General features: G+C 73.3%; 22 protein-coding genes and 1 pseudogene. 18 read left to right on the top strand and 5 right to left on the bottom strand.

Annotated elements, in window-relative coordinates; all coding sequences use genetic code 11:
- The 11 genes from GA0070621_RS04310 to argH all read left to right on the top strand — a co-directional run bounded on the left by GA0070621_RS04310 (window position 1) and on the right by argH (window position 13,650).
- Complete coding sequence (locus GA0070621_RS04310) at window positions 1–2,778, top strand: lantibiotic dehydratase (RefSeq protein ID WP_157739812.1); 2,778 nt, start codon at window positions 1–3, stop codon at window positions 2,776–2,778.
- Window positions 2,775–3,824: a thiopeptide-type bacteriocin biosynthesis protein gene (locus GA0070621_RS04315; protein WP_091191776.1), complete on the top strand. Its 1,050-nt coding sequence runs from the start codon at window positions 2,775–2,777 to the stop codon at window positions 3,822–3,824. The genes GA0070621_RS04310 and GA0070621_RS04315 overlap by 4 nt, the downstream gene beginning before the upstream one ends.
- The gene (locus GA0070621_RS04320; protein ID WP_091191778.1) at window positions 3,821–5,080 is read left to right on the top strand and encodes a zinc metalloprotease; all 1,260 of its coding nucleotides are present in this window, start codon (window positions 3,821–3,823) and stop codon (window positions 5,078–5,080) included. Before GA0070621_RS04315 ends, GA0070621_RS04320 begins: the two co-directional genes overlap by 4 nt.
- Before the next feature lie 82 nt (window positions 5,081–5,162).
- Window positions 5,163–6,164, top strand: coding sequence for an N-acetyl-gamma-glutamyl-phosphate reductase (gene argC / locus GA0070621_RS04325; protein ID WP_091191779.1), 1,002 nt, complete (start codon window positions 5,163–5,165; stop codon window positions 6,162–6,164).
- Window positions 6,161–7,333: a bifunctional glutamate N-acetyltransferase/amino-acid acetyltransferase ArgJ gene (gene argJ, locus GA0070621_RS04330; RefSeq protein WP_091191781.1), complete on the top strand. Its 1,173-nt coding sequence runs from the start codon at window positions 6,161–6,163 to the stop codon at window positions 7,331–7,333. Before argC ends, argJ begins: the two co-directional genes overlap by 4 nt.
- Window positions 7,334–7,388: 55 nt before the next feature.
- The gene (argB, locus tag GA0070621_RS04335; RefSeq protein ID WP_091191782.1) at window positions 7,389–8,276 is read left to right on the top strand and encodes an acetylglutamate kinase; all 888 of its coding nucleotides are present in this window, start codon (window positions 7,389–7,391) and stop codon (window positions 8,274–8,276) included.
- Window positions 8,273–9,529: an acetylornithine transaminase gene (locus tag GA0070621_RS04340; protein ID WP_091191783.1), complete on the top strand. Its 1,257-nt coding sequence runs from the start codon at window positions 8,273–8,275 to the stop codon at window positions 9,527–9,529. The genes argB and GA0070621_RS04340 overlap by 4 nt, the downstream gene beginning before the upstream one ends.
- Window positions 9,526–10,455: an ornithine carbamoyltransferase gene (argF, locus tag GA0070621_RS04345; RefSeq protein WP_091191785.1), complete on the top strand. Its 930-nt coding sequence runs from the start codon at window positions 9,526–9,528 to the stop codon at window positions 10,453–10,455. Before GA0070621_RS04340 ends, argF begins: the two co-directional genes overlap by 4 nt.
- Entirely contained in the window at window positions 10,452–10,967 is a 516-nt protein-coding gene (locus GA0070621_RS04350) for an arginine repressor (RefSeq protein ID WP_091191786.1), read from the top strand. The genes argF and GA0070621_RS04350 overlap by 4 nt, the downstream gene beginning before the upstream one ends.
- The gene (locus tag GA0070621_RS04355; protein ID WP_091191788.1) at window positions 10,964–12,169 is read left to right on the top strand and encodes an argininosuccinate synthase; all 1,206 of its coding nucleotides are present in this window, start codon (window positions 10,964–10,966) and stop codon (window positions 12,167–12,169) included. Before GA0070621_RS04350 ends, GA0070621_RS04355 begins: the two co-directional genes overlap by 4 nt.
- Before the next feature lie 17 nt (window positions 12,170–12,186).
- Window positions 12,187–13,650 carry an argininosuccinate lyase gene (argH, locus tag GA0070621_RS04360; protein ID WP_091191790.1) on the top strand — a complete coding sequence of 488 codons (1,464 nt, stop codon included), beginning with the start codon at window positions 12,187–12,189 and terminating at the stop codon, window positions 13,648–13,650.
- Window positions 13,651–13,716: 66 nt separating this feature from the next.
- Here argH and GA0070621_RS04365 read toward each other — a convergent pair.
- From GA0070621_RS04365 to GA0070621_RS04375, 3 genes and pseudogenes are all read right to left on the bottom strand, one after another.
- A pseudogene (locus GA0070621_RS04365) lies at window positions 13,717–14,198 on the bottom strand (helix-turn-helix domain-containing protein); the annotation flags it as partial.
- Between the two features lie 152 nt (window positions 14,199–14,350).
- The gene (locus GA0070621_RS04370) at window positions 14,351–14,704 is read right to left on the bottom strand and encodes an MmcQ/YjbR family DNA-binding protein (RefSeq protein ID WP_091191792.1); all 354 of its coding nucleotides are present in this window, start codon (window positions 14,702–14,704) and stop codon (window positions 14,351–14,353) included.
- A 59-nt stretch (window positions 14,705–14,763) separates the two neighbouring features.
- Window positions 14,764–15,198, bottom strand: a complete 435-nt coding sequence (locus tag GA0070621_RS04375; protein ID WP_167666576.1) for a DNA-binding protein — start codon at window positions 15,196–15,198, stop codon at window positions 14,764–14,766.
- 84 nt (window positions 15,199–15,282) lie between these two features.
- On the opposite strand from GA0070621_RS04375, the gene GA0070621_RS04380 reads away from it, so the two are divergent.
- The 5 genes from GA0070621_RS04380 to GA0070621_RS04400 all read left to right on the top strand — a co-directional run bounded on the left by GA0070621_RS04380 (window position 15,283) and on the right by GA0070621_RS04400 (window position 19,359).
- Window positions 15,283–15,900: a DNA-3-methyladenine glycosylase gene (locus GA0070621_RS04380; protein WP_167666577.1), complete on the top strand. Its 618-nt coding sequence runs from the start codon at window positions 15,283–15,285 to the stop codon at window positions 15,898–15,900.
- An 88-nt stretch (window positions 15,901–15,988) separates the two neighbouring features.
- Window positions 15,989–17,071, top strand: a complete 1,083-nt coding sequence (locus GA0070621_RS04385) for a WD40/YVTN/BNR-like repeat-containing protein (RefSeq protein ID WP_091191796.1) — start codon at window positions 15,989–15,991, stop codon at window positions 17,069–17,071.
- Window positions 17,072–17,347, top strand: coding sequence for a MoaD/ThiS family protein (locus GA0070621_RS04390; protein ID WP_091191798.1), 276 nt, complete (start codon window positions 17,072–17,074; stop codon window positions 17,345–17,347).
- 285 nt (window positions 17,348–17,632) lie between these two features.
- Window positions 17,633–18,736, top strand: a complete 1,104-nt coding sequence (locus GA0070621_RS04395; protein WP_091201986.1) for an LLM class flavin-dependent oxidoreductase — start codon at window positions 17,633–17,635, stop codon at window positions 18,734–18,736.
- Window positions 18,733–19,359, top strand: coding sequence for an FMN reductase (locus GA0070621_RS04400; protein WP_091191800.1), 627 nt, complete (start codon window positions 18,733–18,735; stop codon window positions 19,357–19,359). Before GA0070621_RS04395 ends, GA0070621_RS04400 begins: the two co-directional genes overlap by 4 nt.
- A 21-nt stretch (window positions 19,360–19,380) precedes the next feature.
- Here GA0070621_RS04400 and GA0070621_RS04405 read toward each other — a convergent pair whose 3' ends face one another.
- A complete protein-coding gene (locus GA0070621_RS04405; RefSeq protein ID WP_091191801.1) occupies window positions 19,381–20,265 on the bottom strand; it encodes a universal stress protein in 885 nt (294 codons plus the stop codon).
- A 166-nt stretch (window positions 20,266–20,431) separates the two neighbouring features.
- The gene (locus GA0070621_RS04410; RefSeq protein WP_091191803.1) at window positions 20,432–21,328 is read right to left on the bottom strand and encodes a universal stress protein; all 897 of its coding nucleotides are present in this window, start codon (window positions 21,326–21,328) and stop codon (window positions 20,432–20,434) included.
- A 150-nt stretch (window positions 21,329–21,478) separates the two neighbouring features.
- Between GA0070621_RS04410 and GA0070621_RS04415 the strand changes: the two genes are divergently transcribed.
- Both GA0070621_RS04415 and GA0070621_RS04420 read left to right on the top strand, forming a co-directional pair.
- Complete coding sequence (locus GA0070621_RS04415; RefSeq protein ID WP_157739813.1) at window positions 21,479–21,895, top strand: Hsp20/alpha crystallin family protein; 417 nt, start codon at window positions 21,479–21,481, stop codon at window positions 21,893–21,895.
- A gap of 58 nt (window positions 21,896–21,953) precedes the next feature.
- Window positions 21,954–22,424: a cyclic nucleotide-binding domain-containing protein gene (locus GA0070621_RS04420; RefSeq protein WP_091191807.1), complete on the top strand. Its 471-nt coding sequence runs from the start codon at window positions 21,954–21,956 to the stop codon at window positions 22,422–22,424.
- The last annotated feature ends 21 nt before the right edge of the window (window positions 22,425–22,445 follow it).

Genomic DNA, 22,445 nt, shown 5'->3' on the forward strand with positions numbered 1-22,445 from the left:
GTGACGGTGTCCCTGCCCGCACCACCGGTCACCGAGGTGTCCTGGCGGATGCCGGAGGTGTTCATGCTGCGTACCGCCGGCCTGCCGCTGGAGGTCGCCGACCGGCTCGCCTTCGACGACGGTGCCGCGTGGGCCCGCCGTACGCTGGCCCTGGAGGACCGCCTGCGGGCGACCGCTCCGCCGCTCGCGGACGCGCTCGAGGTGGCGGTGGCCCGCAACCTCGACGACGAGCACCTGCGCCGGCGGCTGATCCGGCTGCGCCGGGACGTGTGGAACCTGCGCAAGCCCAGCCCCGCCGACGCCGGGGCCTGGCCGGAGGGCCCGCTCGGCGCCGGTACGCACCGGATGCTGGCCGACTGGCTGGAGACCTTCGCGGCGTACCGCCGGGAGCTGGCCGACGGCGCGGCGGTGCTGCACCGGGAGCTGGCCGAGCGGCGGGCGGTGCTGCGCGAACTGGCCGACGACCCGGACCTGCGCGGCGGCATCCTGCTCGCCTCCCCGTCGCTCGACCAGTACCTGCCCGCGTACCTCGCCGCGCCGGGCAGGCTCGGCAAGCGGGCCCGGCGGGTGGAGCGGTCGCTGCTGGAGTACGCCCTGCGCACCGCCTGCAAGACCAGCCCGTTCAGCCGGCTGACCACGGTGAACGTCGGGACCTTCGGCGCCGGTGCAGACCCGCTGCTGGACGTCTCGCCATTGGGCACCGGCGAGGTGAAGCGGGGTGCCGCCCGGCTCAACCTGGCCGCGCTCGGCCGGTTGTCGGCCATCGTGCTCGCCGACGAGACGCTCCGCGCGGACCTGCCGGTCACCGTCACCACCGGCTGGCGCATCGAGCACGGCCGGCTGCGCTACCTGCGCCGCCGCCGGACCAGCTCGGAGGACGGTGACGCCGCGATCACCCTGGAGTCGATCCACGAGTCGCTCTTCGTGCTGCCCACCGGCCGGGTGCTGCACGACATCCTGGACGCGCTCGACGGCGGCCGGGTCCGGCGGATGGCCGATCTGGTCACGGAACTGGCCACCGAGGGCCGTCCCGCGGCCGAGATCGAGCAGTACCTGCACCACCTGCTGCGGGTCGGCCTGCTGGTGGTGCCGAACCTGCACCTGGACATCCACGCCGACGACCCGGTCGACGGCTACCGGCGCGCGCTGCGGGAGATCGGCCGGGACTGGGCCGACCGGCTCGCGGAGCGGGTCGCGGCGGTGAACCGCCTGGCCGTCGGCTACCCGGCGCACGACGTCCCCGGCCGCCGCCGGGTGCTCGCGGAGATCCGGCGGGAACTGGTCGCCGCCCACGCGGACCTCGGCCGCCCGGACGTCCCGGCTCCCCGGACCCTGCTGTACGAGGACGCCACGCTGTGCACCCGGGTGCCGGTCACCGGCGACCGCGGCCGGTGGGAGCGGGACATCCTGCCCGGCCTGCGCGCGCTCGCCCAGATCATGCCGGTGTTCGACATCAACCTCCCGCGTCGGCTGGCCACGAAAGGGTTCTTCCGGGCCCGCTACGGTGCCGGCGGGCGCTGCGACGACCTGCTCACCTTCGCCCACGAGTTCCAGCAGGACTTCTTCGAGCACTACACCGGGCGGATGATGCGCCGCCGCGCGTTCGACGCGGACAACACCTACGTCCGGCAGGAGAACTGGTTCCGGCAGGAGGAGATCACCGCGCTGGACGACGCCCGGATCGAGGTGGCCCGGCGGATGAGGGACGCGTACGACCGGTTGCCGGCCGGGGCCGAGGAGCTGCGGCTCGACGACGCGTTCATGTCCGACGTCGCGGCCATGGTGCCGGAGACGCTCGGCACGCTCGACCCCCGGTCCTTCTTCCTCCAGCTCGCCGACCAGGGAGACCGGCACCGGGTCGTGGTCAACCGGGTCTACTCGGGGATGACGCTGCTCTTCTCCCGCTTCGCCCACCTCTTCGCCGACCAGGACCTGGCCGGAACGCTCCGCGCGGAACTGGCCCGGCTCCAGCCGCCCGGCGCGGTGCTCGCCGAGCTGAAGGGCGGGTACGACGCCACCAACCTCAACCTGCACCCGGCGGTCACCGCGTACGAGCTGGTCTGCCCGGGAGAGATCAGCTTCCGCCCGGCCGGGGAGCAGATCCACATGGACGACCTCAGCGTCGAGCACGACCCGGTGGCCGACCGGCTGCTGCTGCGCTCCCGCCGGCTCGGTGCCGAGGTCATCCCGGTCTACCTGGGTTTCCTGCTGCCGATGGCGCTGCCCGAGGTGCAGCAGGTGCTGCTCACCTTCGCCTATCTGGGCATGGCGCAGCCGGACCTGTGGGCCGGCACCAGCGTGCCGCTGCCGGGCCGGGGCATGGCCGGCTATCCCCGGATCGTGTACGGCGACATGGTGCTGCAACGGCGGATGTGGAAGCTGCACCCGGACCACCTGCCGCCGGCGCGTACCCCGGAGCAGAGCGACGCGGACTGGTTCCTGAGCTGGCAGCGGTGGCGGCGCGACAACGGTCTGCCCCGCCGGGTCTTCGCCACGCCGGAGGGCGGCCGGATCACCCCGACGGCCGGCGAGGACGCCGGCCGGCCCGGCGCGCAGCCGGGTCCCCGCCCGGATCACAAGCCGCTCTACGTCGACTTCGAGAGCCACTTCTGCCTGCAACTGCTGGAGGCGACCGGGCGGGGCGGGGGAAGCCGGCTGGTGCTCACGGAGATGCTGCCGGACCGCCACGAGCAGGTGCTGCGTGGCCCCGGCGGCACCCACGTCACCGAACTGACCGTCGAGCTGAACGGCGTTCGTGCCGGAAAGGTGGACCGATGACGCAATTCCCCTCCCCGGTGGCGCACGGCTGGCTCAGCGTCCATGTCTTCTACGCCAGCAACGCCAACCCGATGCTCGTCGAGGCCGTCCGACCGCTGGTCGACGAGCTGCGGGACGAGGGACTGATCAGCCGGTACTTCTTCATCAAGTACTGGATGGAGGGGCCGCACGTCCGGCTGCGGGTGCTGCCCGCCCCCGGCGTGGACCCGGCGGTGGTACGGGCCCGGGTGGACAGGTCGATCGAGGTGTTCCTGCACCGCCGTCCCGCCCTCTACGAGGTGGACAGCGAGGGACTGGGCGACCTGTACAAGCAGATGTACCTCGCCGAGTACGGCCGCGAGCGGTGGGACGAGGAGTACGGCCCGGACGGCGTGATGCCGATGCGGGCCAACAACAGCCACCACCACGTCCCGTACGAACGGGAGTACGGCCGTTACGGCGGTCCGGCCGGGATCGAGCTCGCCGAGTGGCACTTCGAGCACTCCAGCGACGTGGTGCTGGATCTGCTGGCCACCACGAACGTGCACGTCCGTCCGGTGCTGCTCGGGCTCGCCGCCCAGCTGAGCATGATGATGTGCGCGGCCTTCCTGCCCGACGACCGGCGGATCGCCGGGTTCCTCGACGAGTACCGCAGGTTCTGGGAGGTGTCCTACTCCGAGCCGAGCGACAGCTACCACGCCGGCTTCGACAGCAGCTACCGGCGGATGGACGCCGCGTTGCGGGACCGGCTGGCCCGGATCCGGGCCGCGGCGCGGGATCGCGGCGAGGTCCGGCCCGTCGGCGTCGAGGGGCGCTGGGCGGCGCACTGCCGTGCGCTGCGCGACCGGGTGGCCGCCACGGTCGAGCGGGGCGAGTTGGTGTTCCAGCGCGGCGGCGGGGAGCCCACCCCGGTACGCGACCTCGACGTCGCCCTGCCCATCCTGCTCAGCTCGTACATGCACATGACGAACAACCGGCTCGGCGTGAGCATCCTCGACGAGATCTACCTGTCGTACGTGATGCGCACGGCGCTGCTCGACGACCTCGCCCCGGCCGGTCCGCGGTGACCACGGTCGACGCGACCTGGACGCGGCCGAGGCTCCGGGCCGGGATCGTGCTCGGACCGGGGCAGTGGCGGGGGGAGAAGCTCGTCCACCACGTCAAGGACCCGGAGACCGGCTGTTACTACCGGGTCGGGCCGCGCGAGCACTTCCTGCTGTCCCGGATGGACGGTACCCGGACCCTGGACGACCTGGCCGCCGAGTACGCCGGCACGTTCCGGCGGCGGCTCGGGCCGGAGAGCTGGCAGCAGTTGTTCGGGATGCTGCACCAGCGCCAGCTGCTCGACGGCGCGACCGACCCGGCGGCCATCGCCCGGTTGACGGCGACCGCTGCCGAGGCCACGGCGCGGGCCTGGCGCGGCCCGCTGTCCGCCCGCTTTCCGCTGTTCGATCCGGACCGGCTCTTCGCCCGCCTGCTGCCCCGCCTGGCGCCGCTGTTCAGCTGGTGGTTCGTCGTACCGGCCCTGTTGGTCGTGCTGGCGGTCGCCGGGTACGTGGCGCTGCGCCTGCCGGAACTGCTCGCCGCGGTCCGCGGGGGAGGCCGGCCGGTGCCGGTGATCCTGGCCGGGGTGGTGATCACCTGGGCGATCGTCTTCCTGCACGAGTGCGCGCACGGGCTCACCTGCCGGCAGTTCGGCGGGCGGGTCCACGAGATCGGCGTGATGTGGCGGTTCCCGATGCTGGCGCCGTACTGCAAGGTCGACGACATCGTGCTCTTCACCCCACGCCGGCGGGTGGCGACCGCGTTCGCCGGTGTCTTCGTCAGCATGCTGGCCCTGGTGCCGTTCGTCGCGATCTGGGTCTGGGGCACGCGCGGCGCGTTGCGCGACCTGGCCGCCACGCTGCTCCTCTTCGGCACGGCGACCGCCGCCATCAACCTCGTGCCCTTCCTCCGGCTCGACGGCTACTACATGCTCAGCCACGCTTTGAACCTCGGCGACCTGCGGGCCGACACCTACCGGTTCTACGGTCGACTGTTGCGGCAGGGCCTCGGCGCGGTGCGTGGCTACCGCCCCCGCGACCGCGTCGTCTACGCCCTCTACGGCCTGGCCTCGCTGGCCTTCGCGGCGACCGTGCTGACGTTGCTGGTCCGCTACTGGTACGTCTCGCTGGCCCACTGGGTCGGCTCCGGCTGGGCGGTCGCCATCCTGGTCGCGGAGGCGCTGGTGCTGGTGGCCCTGGCCGCCGGCCTCGCCCGCCGTCGGTCCGCCGCGAGCGGGGGCGGAGCAGACCCGGGAAAGGTGACCTCTACCACGGTGTAATTCTCATGCAGTGGGCTGCATGAACTTGCAGCGCGCCGATCGTCCTTGCTAACCTTCGCTGCATAGTCATGCGGAGGTGAGTATGGGCATTCGAATCGCGGTCGCCGGGGCCAGCGGGTACGCCGGCGGCGAGCTGCTCCGCCTGCTCGCCGGTCACCCCGAGTTCGACCTCGTGGCCGCCACCGCCCACTCCTCGGCCGGCCAGCCCGTCACCGCCGTACACCCGCACCTCGCCGGGCTGGACCTGGTGTTCGGGGCGACCGACCCGGTCACCCTGGCCGACGCGGACCTGGTCTTCCTGGCCCTGCCGCACGGCCAGTCGGCGGCCCTCGCCGCGGCCCTGCCCGAAACGGTCAAGGTGGTCGACCTCGGCGCCGACCACCGGCTGCGCGACGCGGACGCCTGGGCCCGGTACTACGGCGGCCCGCACGCCGGTGCCTGGACCTACGGCCTGCCCGAGCTGCCCGGCCAGCGGGCCGAGATCGCGGCGGCGACCCGGGTCGCCAGCACCGGCTGCTACGCCGTGGCGACCACCCTCGCGCTCGCCCCGCTGATCGCCGCCGGCGCGGTCCTCCCGACCGACGTGGTGGTGGTCGCCGCCTCCGGCACCTCCGGCGCGGGCCGGGCCGCCAAGGCCCACCTGCTCGGCAGCGAGGTGATGGGCGACCTGTCGCCCTACAAGGTCGGCGCCCACCAGCACGTGCCCGAGATCAAGCAGGCCACCGGGGCCACCGGCCTCTCCTTCACGCCGGTGCTCGCACCCATGCCACGTGGCATCCTCGCCACCGTCACCGCCGTCCCCACCGGCGACGCCGACCCGCGCGAGGCGCTCGCCGCCGCCTACGCGGACGCGCCGTTCGTGCACCTGCTGCCCGAGGGGGCGTGGCCGCACACCGCCGCCACCGCCGGCTCGAACTCCTGCCACCTCCAGGCCACCGTCGACGTCGACTCCGGCCGGGTGATCGTGGTCAGCGCCATCGACAACCTCGGCAAGGGTGCGGCCGGCCAGGCCGTGCAGAACGCCAACCTGATGTTCGACCTCCCCGAGACCACCGGCCTCCCCGTCTTTGGAGTGGCACCGTGACCGTCACCACCCCCCGAGGCTTCCGGGCGGCCGGCGTCGCCGCCGGGCTCAAGGCCAGCGGCGCCAGCGACGTGGCCCTCGTCGTCAACGACGGCCCCGACGCCGGTGTCGCCGGAGTCTTCACCGCCAACCGGGTCAAGGCCGCCCCGGTGCTCTGGACCCAGCAGGTCGTCCACGGGGGCGTGGTCCGTGCCGTGGTGCTCAACTCCGGCGGGGCCAACGCCTGCACCGGCCCGGCCGGCTTCCAGGACACCCACGCCACCGCCGAGCACACCGCCGCCGCGCTCACCGCCAGCAGCCCTCGACTGATGCTCGGCGCCGGCGAGGTCGCGGTCTGCTCCACCGGCCTGATCGGCGAACGGCTCCCCATGTCCGCCCTGCTCTCCGGCGTACGCGGTGCGGTGCGCGGACTGTCCCGCGATGGTGGCCAGCCGGCCGCCGAGGCGATCATGACCACCGACACCCGCCCCAAGACCACCGTGGCCGCCGGCAGCGGCTGGACCGTCGGCGGCATGGCCAAGGGCGCCGGCATGCTCGCCCCCGCGATGGCCACCATGCTCTGCGTACTCACCACCGACGCGGTGGCCGGGCCGGACGCGCTCGACGCCGCGCTGCGGGCCGCCACCCGGGTCACCTTCGACCGGATCGACTCCGACGGCTGCATGTCCACCAACGACACCGTGCTGCTGCTGTCCAGCGGCGCGTCCGGCATCGAGCCCAGCGAGGTCGAGCTGGCCGCCGCGGTCACCGCCGCCTGCCACGACCTCGCCCAGCAGCTCATCGCCGACGCGGAGGGCGCCACCAAGCAGATCGCCATCGACGTGGTCGGCGCGGCCACCGAGGACGACGCGGTCGAGGTCGGCCGGTCGGTGGCCCGGAACAACCTGGTCAAGACCGCCCTGTTCGGCAACGACCCGAACTGGGGCCGGGTCCTCGCCGCGGTCGGCACCACCGCCGCCGTGTTCGAGCCGGACGGCGTCGACGTCGCGGTCAACGGGGTGTGGGTGTGCCGGGGCGGAGCCGCCGCCGAGGACCGGTCCAAGGTCGACCTCACCGGGCGGGACGTCACCATCCGGATCGACCTGCACACCGGGGACGCGGCGGCGACCATCTGGACCAACGACCTGTCGCACGCGTACGTGCACGAGAACTCGGCGTACTCGTCGTGAGCGCGAGGAACGCAGCGGAGCGGAGTCCCGCAGTCGCGAACGGAAGGCCGGCGCGGTGAGTCTGACCGCCGACCTAACCCGGGCCCAGGCCAAGGCCGAGACGCTGATCGAGGCCCTGCCGTGGCTGGCCCGCTTCTCCGGCGCCACCATCGTGGTCAAGTACGGCGGCAACGCCATGGTCGAGCCCGAACTCCAGCGGGCCTTCGCCGCCGACATGGTCTTCCTTCGGTACGCCGGCCTCAAGCCGGTCGTCGTGCACGGCGGCGGGCCGCAGATCTCCGCCATGCTGGGCCGGCTCGGCATCGCCAGCGAGTTCAAGGGCGGGCTGCGGGTCACCACCCCCGAGGCGATGGACGTCGTCCGGATGGTGCTGGTCGGACAGGTCGGCCGGGAACTGGTCGGCCTGATCAACGCGCACGGCCCGTTCGCGGTCGGGCTCTCCGGCGAGGACGCCGGGCTGTTCACCGCCGTGCGCCGTCCCGCCTACGTGGACGGGCAGCCGGTCGACGTCGGGCAGGTCGGCGACGTGGAGTCGGTGGACGTCTCGGCGGTGGCCGACCTGATCGCGGCCGGCCGGATCCCGGTGATCTCCACCGTCGCGCCGGACGCCGACGGGGTGCTGCACAACCTCAACGCCGACACGGCCGCCGCCGCGCTGGCCGTCGCCCTGGAGGCGCGCAAGCTGGTCGTCCTCACCGACGTGGCCGGCCTCTACGCCGACTGGCCGGACACGTCCAGCCTGGTCAGCGAGATCGGCATCGACGACCTGGCGAAGCTGCTGCCGTCCCTGGAGTCGGGGATGGTTCCGAAGATGGAGGCATGCCTGCGGGCGGTGCGCGGGGGAGTGCCCGCCGCGCACGTCGTCGACGGCCGGGTCGCCCACTCCACGCTCCTGGAAGTTTTCACCTCGGAGGGATTCGGCACCATGGTGATCGCGTCATGAGCACGCTGGTGGAGCGCTGGCGCGCGGCCATGATGGACAACTACGGCACCCCGCCGCTCGCGCTCGTCTCCGGCTCCGGCGCCGTCGTGGTCGACGAGGCCGGCCGGGAGTACGTCGACCTGCTCGGCGGCATCGCGGTCAACGCCCTCGGCCACGCCCACCCGGCCGTGGTGGCCGCCGTGTCCAAGCAGGTCGCCACCCTCGGGCACGTGTCCAACCTGTTCGTCGCCGAGCCGCCGGTCGCTCTCGCCGAACTGCTGCTGGCCCTCGCCGGCCGCCCCGGGCGGGTCTTCTTCGCCAACTCCGGTGCGGAGGCGAACGAGACCGCGTTCAAGCTGTCCCGGCTCACCGGGCGCACCCATGTGGTCGCCACCCAGGGCGGTTTCCACGGCCGGACCATGGGCGCCCTGGCGCTCACCGGCCAGCCGGCCAAGGCCGACCCGTTCCGCCCGCTCCCCGGCGACGTCACCCACGTCCCGTACGGCGACACCGCCGCCCTGGAAGCGGCCGTCAGCGACGCCACCGCCATGGTGATCATCGAGCCGATCCAGGGCGAGAACGGCGTCGTCGTACCGCCGCCCGGCTACCTGGCCGAGGCCCGGCGGATCACCGCCGCGCACGGCGCCCTGCTGGTGCTCGACGAGGTGCAGACCGGCATCGGCCGTACCGGGCACTGGTTCGCCCACCAGGCCGAGGGCGTCGAGCCGGACCTCGTCACCCTGGCGAAGGGGCTCGGCGGGGGCCTGCCCATCGGCGCCTGCCTGGCCTTCGGCCGGGCCGCCGAGCTGCTCGGCTCCGGCTCGCACGGCACCACCTTCGGCGGCAACCCGGTCAGCTGCGCCGCCGCTCTGGCCGTGATCGCCACCATCGCCAACGAGGGGCTGCTCGACCACGTCAAGCGGATCGGGGAGCGGCTGCGGCGGGGGATCGAGGCGCTCGGCCACCCCCTGGTCACCGAGGTCCGCGGCGCCGGTCTGCTGCTCGGCGTGGTGCTCGCCGAGCCGGTCTCCGGCGTGGTGGCGAACGCGCTGCGCGAGGCGGGCTTCCTGGTCAACCCGGTGCAGCCCGACGTGCTCCGGCTCGCCCCGCCGCTGATCCTCACCCCCACCCAGGCCGACGCCTTCCTAAGTGCCCTCCCCACCACCCTCCCCACCGCAGATATTGGAAGGAAACGGCCCCTGGAGGGGCCGAAATCCGCCAAGATCTCGTCAGAGGCGGCGCCGAGCCCGATCACGACGGAGGCGAACGCATGATCCGGCACTTCCTGCGGGACGACGACCTGACCCCCGCCGAGCAGTCGGCCGTGCTCGACCTCGCCGCCCGGATGAAGGCGGACCGGTTCGGCCACCAGCCCCTGGCCGGGCCACGGTCGGTCGCGGTGCTCTTCGACAAGCAGAGCCTGCGGACCCGCTTCTCCTTCGATGTCGGCATCGCCGAACTGGGCGGGCACCCGCTCGTGGTGGACACCCAGGTCACCCACTTCGGGCGGGGCGAGACCCTGGCCGACGCCGGCCGGGTGCTCTCCCGATACGTCGCGGCGATCGTGCTGCGTACCCACGGCGACGACCGGATCGCCGAGGTGGCCACGCACGCCACCGTGCCGGTGGTCAACGCGCTCACCGACACCTACCACCCCTGCCAGCTCCTCGCCGACCTGCTCACCGTCCGCGAGCGGTTCGGCGCCACCGCCGGACGGACCCTGGCGTACGTCGGGGACGCGGCGAACAACATGGCGCACTCGTACCTGTTGGGCGGGGCGACCGCCGGGATGCGTGTCCGGATCGCCGGGCCGGTCGGGTTCCAGCCCGATCCCGAGGTGGTCGCCCGGGCCGAGAAGATCGCCGCCGGCACCGGCGGGTCGGTCCGCGTGGTCACCGACCCGGTCGACGCGGTCCGGGGCGCGGACGTGGTCGCCACCGACACCTGGACCTCGATGGGGCAGGAGGCCGACGGGCTGGACCGGACCACGCCGTTCCTGCCGTACCAGGTCAACGACGCGCTGCTCGGCCACGCCGCGGCGGACGTCATCGTGCTGCACTGCCTGCCCGCCCACCGGGGCGAGGAGATCACCGACGAGGTGCTCGACGGGCCGCACAGCGCGGTCTTCGACCAGGCGGAGAATCGCCTGCACGCCCAGAAGGCGCTGCTGACGTTTCTCCTGGAGGCATCAACCCCATGACCGCCCCGCTGACCCGTGCCGCCCGGCACGCCCGCATCGTCGAGCTGATCCGCGACCGGGCCATCCACTCGCAGCCCGAACTGGCCGACCTGCTCGCCGGTGACGGGATCCAGGTCACCCAGGCCACCCTCTCCCGGGACCTCAAGGAACTGGGGGCGGTCACCGCCCGCGGCGGCGACGGGCGGGGCGTCTACCTGATCCCCGAGGACGGCCACCGGCCGCTGCGCGAGGCCGAGGCCGCGCCGGCCCGGCTCGTCCGGCTGCTGAGTGAGCTGCTCAACGGGGTCGACGCCAGCGGCAACATCGCCGTGCTGCGCACCCCGCCCGGCGCGGCCCACTATCTGGCCAGCGCGTTGGACCGAGCGGGCCTGCCCGAGGTCGTCGGCACCATCGCCGGCGACGACACCATCCTCGTCGTGGCCCGCGAGGCCGTCGGCGGCGCCGCGTTGGGCGACAAGCTCGCCGCGTGGGCCCGCCGGGAAGAATTCGTTGAAGGGAGCACCACACCATGACCGAGCGGGTCGTCCTTGCGTACTCCGGAGGTCTCGACACCTCCGTCGCCATCCCGTACCTGGCCGAGCAGACCGGCGCCGAGGTGATCGCGGTCGCGGTCGACGTCGGCCAGGGCGGCGAGGACATGAACGTCATCCGGCAGCGCGCGCTGGACTGCGGCGCGGTGGAGTCCGAGGTGGTCGACGCGCGCGACGAGTTCGCCGCCGGGTACTGCCTGCCGGCGATCCGCGCCAACGCCCTCTACATGGACCGCTACCCGCTGGTCTCGGCGCTGTCCCGGCCGCTGATCGTCAAGCACATGGTCGCCGCCGCGAAGAAGTACGGCGGCACCATCGTGTCGCACGGCTGCACCGGCAAGGGCAACGACCAGGTCCGCTTCGAGGTCGGCCTGGGGGCGCTCGCGCCCGACCTGAAGATCATCGCGCCGGCCCGGGACTTCGCCTGGACCCGGGACAAGGCGATCGCCTTCGCCGAGGAGAAGGGGCTGCCGATCGACGTGTCGGCCAAGTCGCCGTACTCCATCGACCAGAACCTGTGGGGCCGCGCGGTCGAGACCGGCTTCCTGGAGGACATCTGGAACGCGCCGATCGAGGACCTGTACTCGTACACCGACGACCCGGCCGAGCCGCGGGACGCCGACGAGGTGGTCATCACCTTCGACGCGGGCGTACCGGTCGCCATCGACGGTGAGACGGTCACCCCGTACCAGGCGATCCTGGAGCTGAACCGGCGCGCCGGCGCCCAGGGCGTCGGCCGGCTGGACATGGTCGAGGACCGGCTGGTCGGCATCAAGAGCCGCGAGGTGTACGAGGCCCCGGGCGCGGTCGCCCTGATCACCGCCCACCAGGAGCTGGAGAACGTCACCATCGAGCGGGACCTGGCCCGGTTCAAGCGCGGCGTCGACCAGCGCTGGGGCGAGCTGGTCTACGACGGCCTCTGGTTCTCGCCACTGAAGCAGGCGCTCGACGCGTTCGTCGAGGACGCCCAGCGGCACGTGTCCGGCGAGGTGCGGCTCACCCTGCACGGCGGCCGGGCCACCGTCACCGGCCGGCGTTCCGAGGCCAGCCTGTACGACTTCGGCATGGCCACCTACGACACGGGCGACACCTTCGACCAGTCCCTCGCCAAGGGTTTCGTACAGCTGTGGGGCCTGCCCAGCAAGATGGCCGCCGCGCGGGACGCCCGGCTGGGCGGCGCCTGATCGTGAGCACTGCCACAATGGGTGGGGTGGACGACAAGAGCCTGACCGAGAACAGCGCCGCCACCAACCGGACGAGTCTCTGGGGAGGTCGGTTCGCCGGCGGACCCGCCGAGGCGCTCGCGCGGCTGTCGGTGAGCGTCCAGTTCGACTGGCGCCTCGCCCCGTACGACATCGCCGGCTCCCGGGCGCACGCCCGGGTCCTGGCCGGCGCCGGCCTGCTCGACCCGGAGGAGCTGGGGCAGATGCTGGCCGCGCTGGACGACCTGGAGGCCGCCTGCGCCTCCGGGGCGTTCCGGCCGACCGTCGACGACGAGGACGTGCACACCGCCCTGGAGCGCGGCCTGCTGGAACGGCTCGGCAGCCTCGGCGGCAAGCTGCGCGCCGGCCGGTCCCGCAACGACCAGGTCGCCACCGATCTGCGGCTCTACCTGCGTGACCACGCCCGGGGCGTGGCCGCCCGTCTGGTGGAGCTGGCCGAGGCCCTGGTCGAGCAGGCCGGACGGCACGTCGACACGGCCGCGCCCGGGATGACCCACCTCCAGCACGCCCAGCCGGTCACCTTCGGGCACTGGCTGCTCGCCCACGTGCAGCCGCTGCTGCGTGACCTGGAGCGGCTGCGCGACTGGGACCACCGGGCGGCGATCAGCCCGCTCGGGGCGGGTGCCCTGGCCGGCTCCGGGCTGCCGCTGGACCCGGTGGCGGTCTCCAAGGAGCTGGGTTTCCGGACGTCCTTCGCCAACTCGATGGACGCGGTCGCCGACCGGGACTTCGTGGCCGAGTTCCTCTTCGTCACCGCGATGATCGGCGTGCACCTGTCCCGCCTCGGCGAGGAGGTGGTGCTCTGGACGTCGCACGAGTTCGGCTGGGTCGAGCTGGACGACGCGTTCGCCACCGGGTCGTCGATCATGCCGCAGAAGAAGAACGCGGACATCGCGGAGTTGGCGCGGGGCAAGTCCGGGCGGCTCGTCGGCGGGCTGATGAGCGTGCTCACCATGCTCAAGGGCCTGCCGATGACGTACGACCGGGACATGCAGGAGGACAAGGAGCCGGCCTTCGACGCGGTCGACACCCTGGAACTGCTGCTGCCGGCCCTCGCCGGGATGATCTCCACGATGACGGTACGCGTCGACCGTCTGGTCGCCGCCGCACCGGTCGGCTTCTCGCTCGCCACCGAGGTGGCGGACTGGTTGGTCCGCCGGGGCGTGCCGTTCCGTGACGCGCACGAGATCACCGGCAAGCTGGTGGCGCTCTGCGTGGCCCGGGACTGCGCCCTGGACGAGGTCTCCGACGACGACCTCGCCGCGGTGAGCCCGCACCTGGACCCGTCGGTGCGGGACGTGCTCTCGGTCCGTTCCGCCCTGGCGGCCCGGACGACCCCGGGCTCGACCGGCCCCGGGCCGGTGGCCGACCAGCTCGCCGCCGCCGCGGACAAGCTGGTCGGCTGGCGGGACTGGGCCGCCGAGCGGGTCGTCCCCCGCTGACCCTCGAACGGAATAAGGCCCTCGGCAGTACGCCGAGGGCCTTATTCCTGCTGACTCGGCGGAGCGGGCCAGGGCCAGCGGGCCGGACAGCCCGACGTGCAGGCCGGCGTCGAGCGGGATGACGTTGATGTGGACGTGGGGCAGCTCGGCCATTCGCAGCAGGTGCGCAAGCTGCTCGGCCATGATCGCGTCGCGGCGGCGCAACGCTGACTCGTCCACGACGGCGACCACCTGGGGTGGACGCTCTCGGGCCAGGATCTCCTGCCGTTCGAGGCGGATGGCGACCTGCTTCTCCACCTCCTCCTCGGGCCGGGTGTCATCGAAGCGCAGCACCGCGCGGGAGCCATCAGGAGGCCGCCGGTCTTGAGGATCTCGTCGGTGCGGGCCAGGAAGGGCTTGTCGAGCGGACGTTGGCCCAGCTCCACAGCAGACACCTGCGACCCTGAATAGTGGACTCTCTTCCCGAACTCCTCCTGGCTCAGGCCGGCGGCGATGCGCATGCGGCGCAGTGGGGCCCGGATCAGGTCGACGGTCGGTTCGCGTTCCACTGCGCCTCCACGACTCTCCTGACGGTCCCGATAAGCGAGCCGGCCCAGGTCCGGTGATCGGGCGTCACTCCCGGCCCGGCAAGCATTCCGAGAGTAGTGGCGGCCTTACTCGACGGGACGGATCGTGGGGGCGTGTCTCAGCGCGGAAGCGGTCACGTCGTCGGGCGCTCCCGCTTCGGCAGCTTCGCCACCACCGCGTCGTACGACCCGTCGACCGCGTCGATCAGTTCCTCGTCGGGGATGTCCCCGTCGAGTCGCAACGTGTTCCACCCCGACCGCCCGATGTAGGGGGAGGGGCGGGCGTCGTCGGGGAAGCGGTGCAGCCACTCGTCGGCGACCTCCCGGGACGGGCCGCACTTCAGACCCACCCGCGCCTCGCCCTCGGGGGAACCGAGGAAGGCGAAGATCCTGCTGCCCACCTTGACGACCTCGTCGCCCTCCCACGGCTGGTCCAGCCACGCGCCCGGCTTCGCCAGGCAGTACGCCAGCATCTCGTCGCGCGTCATCGCGTCCTCGTCCGGTCCACCCGGCCAGTCTCGCCGGGCACTGTGACAGTTTCCGCCGATCAGTCGGCGGTGCCGGTGCGTACCGTGAGCCGCTCGTAGCGCTGGCGGGCCGCCTGGGCGCTGCCCAGCCCCAGCCCGAAGGCGATCGCCTGCCAGGTCATGCCGCGGGCGCGGGCGACCTGCAACAGCCCCGCCTCGAGCACGTCGACCTCCGCCCGTACGTGCGGGATCAGGGTCATCGCGGCCATCAGGTCGGCGTGGTCGACCGGCTCCTCGCCCTCTTCCAGCTCCGCCCCGCCGGCCAGGGCCATCACCAGGGTGGCGGCCTCGTAGGCGTCCGGGACGTCCGGGTGCGCGTACCGCCGGCGGCGGGCGTCGGTGCCGGCGTGCCGCTCGGCGATTCGCAACAGCGCGGCGTAGTTGCGATGAGCCCGGGCCTGGGCAGCGTCCGGAGCGGTGAACGGGTCGTTGTCCATGGTGACCATGTCGTCCATCAAAACCGCTTGAACGCCATTTTGTCAACAGGGTATTGAAAGCATCCCGCACCAGGTTCGAGTGCCGCCGGATAGGGTTTGCGGGTGACCAGCACCGACCTCGCCGCCCTCGCGGACCTGCTCGCCGGGCCGGTGGTCCCCGCCGCCCGGGGGCTGCTCGGCTGCCGGCTCACCGGCCACGGGGTCACCGTCCGGATCACCGAGGTCGAGGCGTACGCGGGCACGGCCGGGGACCCGGCGTCGCACGCCCACCGGGGGCGCACCCCGCGCAACGCGGTCATGTTCGGGCCCTCCGGGCACGCCTACGTCTACTTCACGTACGGCATGCACTGGTGCGTCAACGTCGTCACCGGTCCGGAAGGGGAGGCCTCGGCGGTGCTGCTGCGCGCCGGCGAGGTGGTCGACGGCCTCGACGTCGCCCGGTCCCGCCGACCCGCCGTACGCCGGGACGTGGAGCTGGCGCGCGGGCCCGCCCGGCTCTGCGCGGCGCTCGGCGTCGACCGGTCCGTCTACGGCGCGGACCTGCTCGGCGACGGTCCGGTCCGGCTGCGGCCCCCGCTCGACCAGGTGCCGGAGGCGTCGATCGTGGCCGGCCCCCGGGTCGGCGTCACCGGTGCCCACGACGTGCCCTGGCGGTTCTGGGCCGCCGGCGATCCGACCGTCAGCGCCTACCGTCGGCACGTGCCCCGCGTCCGTCGCTGAGCGTGCGGTCGGCGCGGCGGGGCGGAATCATGTCGGTGGGCGTGGCCATAATCACCACACCCGCTCGCCGACGGATCGGAGGACCGGCATGACCACCTTGCTCGCGATCGGCACCGGCAAGGGACTCTTCCTCGCCACCAGCACGGACCGGCACGCCTGGGAGGTGAGCGGCCCGCACTTCCCGATGACCGGCGTCTACGCGGTCGCTGTCGACAAGCGTCGTGGCCGGCCCCGGTTGCTCGCCGGCATGACCAGCTCGCACTTCGGGCCGAGCGTGGCGACCAGCGACGACCTCGGCGCCTCCTGGCAGGAGCCCGACCAGGCGCCGGTGGCCTTCCCGGCCGACACCGGTGCCAGCCTCGGCCGGGTCTGGCAGCTCACCCCGGCCGGCGTCGACCAGCCCGACGTGGTCTGGGCCGGCACCGAGCCCTCGGCGTTGTTCCGCTCCGACGACGGCGGGCGCACCTTCCAGCTCGTCCGGGCGCTCTGGGATCATCCGCACCGCGAGTCCTGGGCCGCCGGCTTCGGTGGCCAGGCGATCCACAGCGTGCTGCCGCACCCGAACGACCCGGCCCGGATGGTGGTGGCCATGTCGACCGGCGGGGTCTACCGCACCGAGGACTCCGGGGCGAGCTGGACGCCCGGCAACACCGGCATCCGGGCCTACTTCCTGCCCGACGAGTGGCCCGAGTTCGGGCAGTGCGTCCACAAGATCGCGCGGGACGCCGGCAACCCCGAGCGGCTCTACGCGCAGAACCACCACGGCGTCTACCGCTCCGACGACGACGGCCGCACCTGGACCTCGATCGCCGCCGGCCTGCCCAGCGACTTCGGCTTCCCGATGGTCGCCCACCCGTCCCGCCCCGGCACGGTCTACGTCTTCCCGCTGGCCGCCGACGCCGAGCGCTTCCCGGTCGACCACCGCTGCCGGGTCTACCGTTCCGGTGACGCGGGCGACAAGTGGGAGACGCTCTCGGCCGGGCTGCCCGACTCGCCGTTCTACCCGTCGGTGCTGCGCGACGCGATGTGCGCCGACGACGCTGAGCCGGCCGGGGTCTACTTCGGCACCCGGTCCGGCGAGGTCTACGCGAGCCGGGACGAGGGCGACTCCTGGTCGCTGGTCGCCGCCCACCTGCCCGACGTGCTCTGCGTCCGCGCCGCGGTGATCTGAGTGGTCACCGTGCTGCTGCCCGGCCCGCTGCGTGGCGAGGCCGGCGGCGCGAGCCGGCTCACCGTCGCCGCCGGCGGCACGCTGCGGACCGTCCTCGACGAGCTTGACGGCGTCTGGCCCCGGCTGGGCCGCCGGATCCGCGACGAGCGCGGCGAGCTGCGCCGCTACGTCAACGTCTACGTCGACGGGGAGGACTGCCGGCACGCCGGTGGGCTGGACGCGCCGGTCGGCGACGGCGCGGAGGTGCAGGTGCTGCCGTCGGTGGCCGGCGGCTGACGCAGCGGCAGTGCCCCCATGCGGGCGTCCGGCGGTGGCCACGGTCCCGCCGTCGACGGCCTGCCGGACTCCGCGCGGGTCCCGCAGCCCGTCGCGCCCCGAAGCCCGGTACGAAAGCCCCGGCCAGCGCCGCCGTCCGCCTCGTCGTACGCCGGCTGGCCCGGTTGCCGGATGGTGAGGTGGGCCACCCGACGGCCGACGCCTGGCGGAATAGTTGACTCGTCAAATATGTTGTGCGGTGCGATCCGGGCCATCCCGGCCCGGGCGTCACGCGAGGAGCTGGTCATGCAGTTCGGAGTCTTCACCGTCGGCGATGTCACGGTCGACCCGACCAACGGGCGGCTGCCGTCCGAGCGTGAGCGGATCAAGGCCATGGTGACCCTCGCGCTCAAGGCCGAAGAGGTCGGCCTCGACGTCTTCGCCACCGGCGAGCACCACAACCCGCCGTTCGTGCCCTCGTCGCCGACCACCATGCTCGGGTACGTCGCCGCCCGCACCGAGCGGCTGCTGCTCTCCACCTCGACCACGCTGATCACCACCAACGACCCGGTGAAGATCGCCGAGGACTACGCGATGCTGCAACACCTGGCCGACGGCCGGGTGGACCTGATGATGGGGCGCGGCAACACCGGCCCGGTCTACCCCTGGTTCGGGCAGGACATCCGCAACGGCATCCCCCTCGCGATCGAGAACTACGACCTGCTGCGCCGGCTGTGGCGGGAGGACGTGGTCGACTGGAAGGGGCGCTTCCGCACCCCGTTGCAGTCGTTCACCTCGACCCCGCGCCCGCTCGACGGGGTGCCGCCGTTCGTCTGGCACGGCTCGATCCGTAGCCCCGAGATCGCCGAACAGGCCGCGTACTACGGGGACGGCTTCTTCGCCAACCACATCTTCTGGCCGAGGGAGCACACCCAGCGGATGGTCGGCCTCTACCGGCAGCGGTTCGAGCACTACGGCCACGGCTCCGCCGACCAGGCCATCGTCGGGCTCGGCGGGCAGGTCTTCATGCGGAAGAACTCCCAGGACGCGGTCCGCGAGTTCCGGCCGTACTTCGACAACGCCCCGGTCTACGGGCACGGGCCGTCGCTGGAGGAGTTCACCCGCGAGACCCCGCTGACCGTGGGCAGCCCGCAGCAGGTCATCGACCGTACGCTGGGCTTCCGCGAGTACGTCGGCGACTACCAGCGTCAGCTCTTCCTGCTCGACCACGCCGGGCTGCCACTCAAGACCGTCCTGGAACAGCTCGACATCCTCGGTGAGGAGGTCGTACCGGTGCTCCGCAAGGAGTTCGACTCGCTGCGCCCGGCGCACGTGCCCGAGGCGCCGACACACGCCTCCCTGGTCGCGGCCCACGAGGCGAGCCTGGCCGGCGCGGAGGAGGGCCGGTGACCCGACGCACCCTGGCCGTGGTCTCGGCCGGCCTCGGCCAGCCCTCCTCGACCCGGCTGCTCGCCGACCAGCTCGCCACGGCCGCCCGTGACGAGCTGGTCCGGCGCGGCGCCGAGGTGGAGATCCGCCCCGTCGAGCTGCGCGAGCACGCGCACGACGTGGTGAACCACCTGCTCACCGGCTTCCCGTCGGCCGCCCTGCGGGAGGCGCTGGACACGGTGGCGAGCGCGGACGGGCTGGTCGCGGTGACCCCGATCTTCAACGCCTCGTACAACGGGCTGTTCAAGTCGTTCTTCGACGTGGTGGAGAAGGACGCGCTGGCCGACCGGCCGGTGCTGATCGGGGCCACCGGCGGCACCGCCCGGCACTCGTTGGCGCTGGAACACGCGGTCCGGCCGATGTTCGCGTACCTGCGGGCGGTGGTGGTGCCGACGGCGGTCTTCGCGGCCCCCGAGGACTGGTCCGGAGACGGCGTCGAGGGCGCACTGCGGGCCCGGATCCGCCGGGCCGGCGGCGAACTGGCCGAGCAGGTGGACCGGCGCCCGACCGCGCCCGGTCCGGCCGACCCGTTCGCCCTCACCACCAGCTTCGAGGACCTGCTCGCCGGCCGCGACCCGGCCTGACGCCGGCCCGTCGGGCGGGCCTCAGCCCGCCGGATCGTACGGGTGGGCGACCAGCACCGGGCAGTGGGCGTGCTGCACGAGCGCCTGGCTGACCGAGCCGAGCAGCAGTCCGGCGAAGCCGCCCCGACCCCGCGACCCGACCACCACCAGCGCCGCCTCCCCGCTCGCCGCGACCAGCGCCTGCTCCGCGGAGGCGGCCTGGACCGGCCGCTCCGAGACGGTCAGCACCGGATGGTCCGCGCGGATCAGGGCCGCCGCCCGGGCCAGCAGCTCCGCCGACTCGGCCTGCTCGGCCGCCACGGCCCCGGCCGCCTCCGCCGGCGCCCCGGCCCGCTCCGGCGGGCGGACGTGCACCAGCACCAGCTCGGTGCTTCGGCCTACCGCCTCGTCGGCGGCGAGCCGGACGGCCAGGTCGGCCGACTCGGAACCGTCCACCCCGACCAGCACCGGCCCGTCGACCGGGATCGGCTGCTCGGCCGGGCGGATCACCAGCACCGGACAGTGCCCGTGCTGGGCGACCTGGCCGCTCACCGAGCCGAGCAGCAGGCCGGCGAAGCCGCCGACGCCCCGGCTGCCGACCACCACGAGATCCGCCCGGCGGGACTCCTCGACCAGCGTGGCACCCGGGCCGCCGGCCACCTGGCGCACCTCCACCCGTAGCCCCGGATGCCGCTCGGTCAGCTCCGCCGCGACCTGTTCGAGCATTCTCTGCGCCTCCGCGGTGGGCGCCGGCACCCCGAGGTCGTACGGGTTCAGCGGTACGCCGTAGCCGAGCGGGTGCAGGTAGCCGTGCACCAGGTGCAGCGGCCGGGACCGCCGGACGGCGGCGCGGGCGGCGTGCTCGGCGGCGGTCAGGCTGGTCGACGATCCGTCGACGCCCACCACGACAGGTCGGTTCACTGGCATCCTCTCCGGTCTGTTCAGACCATTCTCGACGGCGACGTACCCGGCACACCGCATTTGCCCCGACACCCGCGTCGGTACGCATGCTCTTCGGCGCCGGGCCGGTCGACACGCCGGAACGCGCTCCGCGCCGACCGCAGGCGGCGGCCGGCGCGGATGCGATCCCGGGTCAGGCGGCGGCCCTGCCCTTGTGGTGCCGGACGATGGCCAGCGGGCTGCGGGAGTGGTGCAGCACCGCGTGGCTGACCGAGCCGAGCAGCATCCCACCCAGGGTGCTCCGGCCGTGCGCGCCGACCACGGTCAGCTGCGCCTCGGCGGACTCCTCGACCAGCGCCCGGGCCGCGGTGGCCTCGACCAGCTTCCGCCGTACCCGGACCTCCGGGTAGCGCTCGGCCCAGCCGGCCACCGCCTCGGCGAGTACCCGCTCCTCCTCGGCGCGCAGCTTCTCCGGGTCGTACACCAGCGGCACGATGTCGCCCGGGCCGACCGGGGACGGGTAGAGCCAGGCGTGCACGGCGACCAGGTCGGCACCGCGCTGCGCCGCCTCGGCGAAGGCGAAACCGATCGCCTCGTCGGAGATCGGGGAGCCGTCCACCCCGACCACCACCGGGCCGTCGGCCCGCGGCTCACCCCGGACCACCAGCACCGGGCAGTCGGCTCGGGCCGACAGCTGGACCGCCGCCGAACCGACCAGCAGCTCCTTGAAGCCGCCGAGGCCACGGTGGCCGATCACCAGCAGCGCCGCGTCCTCGCTCTCCCGCATCAGCAAGGCGACGGGGCCGCCGTCGACCACCTCACCGGTCACCTGCAGCTCGGAGTCGATCTTCCGCGCCTCGTCGACGGCCTCCGCGACGAGCTTCTCGGCCCCCTGCCGCAGCTCGCTGTCCGGCAGCGTGACGGCGATCGGTCCGAGCGGGGTGCCGAGCAGCGGCCACAGGAACGCGTTCACCACCCGCAGCGGCCGGTGCCGGCCCGCCGCCTCCCGCGCGGCCACCCGCACCGCGTCCAGGGCGGAGGGGGAACCGTCCACACCCACCACGACCGGGGCGCCAGCTCTGTCGGTCATCACGTCCTCCTTAGGTCCACCTCCAGGGTCCGCCGGCCGCCGGTCGGCCGGCAGGGGACTTGCGCCCGCGCCACCCGGGACCATCGGCCCTGACGGTTCGGGCCCTGTGGAGGTGGAATGGAATCGGGACGATCGACAAGGAGGTCGAAGATGTCCACTGTCACCAGGTTCCGGGGCGGCACGCTCGCGCCGTTCGACTGGACCAACCTGTCCTGGCTGCCGATGCTTGCGCCGACCATCCGCGTCGAGGACTACCTCGACGGCGACCGGTACGTCGTCCGCGCCGAACTCCCGGGCATCGACCCGGCGAAGGACGTGCGGATCACGTGCACCGGCGAGAGCATGCGGCTGGACGTGGTCCGCCGGGAGAGCCACCCGGACAAGGTCCACTCCGAGTTCCACTACGGCTCCTTCTCCCGGCTCATCCCGCTGCCGGCCGGGGTGAAGGAGGAGACCATCGCGGCCCGTTACGCCAACGGCATCCTCGAGATCACCGCGACCGTCGGCGCGACCGAGCCGACCGCCCGGGAGATCCCGATCACCGTGGAGCACGGTGCCAAGAAGTGACCCTGCCCGTGAGGGACCCGGCGAGTCTCCGGGTCCCTCACCCCGTCCGGGAGGCGCGATGACCCCGCTGGAGATGCTCCGCGAACATCCGTTCCTCGCCGGGCTGCCCCAGGAGTGGCTGCCCCGGCTGACCGGCTACGCCCGCCCGGTGGTCTGGCACCCCGGGCACCGGTTGTTCCGCGCCGGCCAGCCCGCCGAGCGGTTCTGGCTGGTCCGTGGCGGCGAGGTGGCGCTGGACTTCCCGGTGCCCGGCCGAGGCGACGTGGGGATCGAGACGATCGGCCCAGGCGGGGTGCTCGGCTGGTCCTGGCTCTTCCCGCCGTACCGCTGGCAGTTCGGCGCGGTCGCCGCGCAGCGCAGCACCGGCGTCGAGTTCGACGCGGCCGGGGTACGCCGGCTGATGGAGTCCGACGACGCGCTCGGCCGCCAGCTCACCACCCGGTTCATGAGCGTGGTGGTGGACCGGCTACAGGCGGCCCGGGTACGCCTGCTCGACCTGTACGGCTATCCGAACTCCCAGGCGAGCTGAGCAGGTCCCGCCGCGCGTGGT

It is taken from the genome of Micromonospora narathiwatensis, from assembly GCF_900089605.1.
GTDB classification, from domain to species: Bacteria; Actinomycetota; Actinomycetes; order Mycobacteriales; family Micromonosporaceae; genus Micromonospora; species Micromonospora narathiwatensis.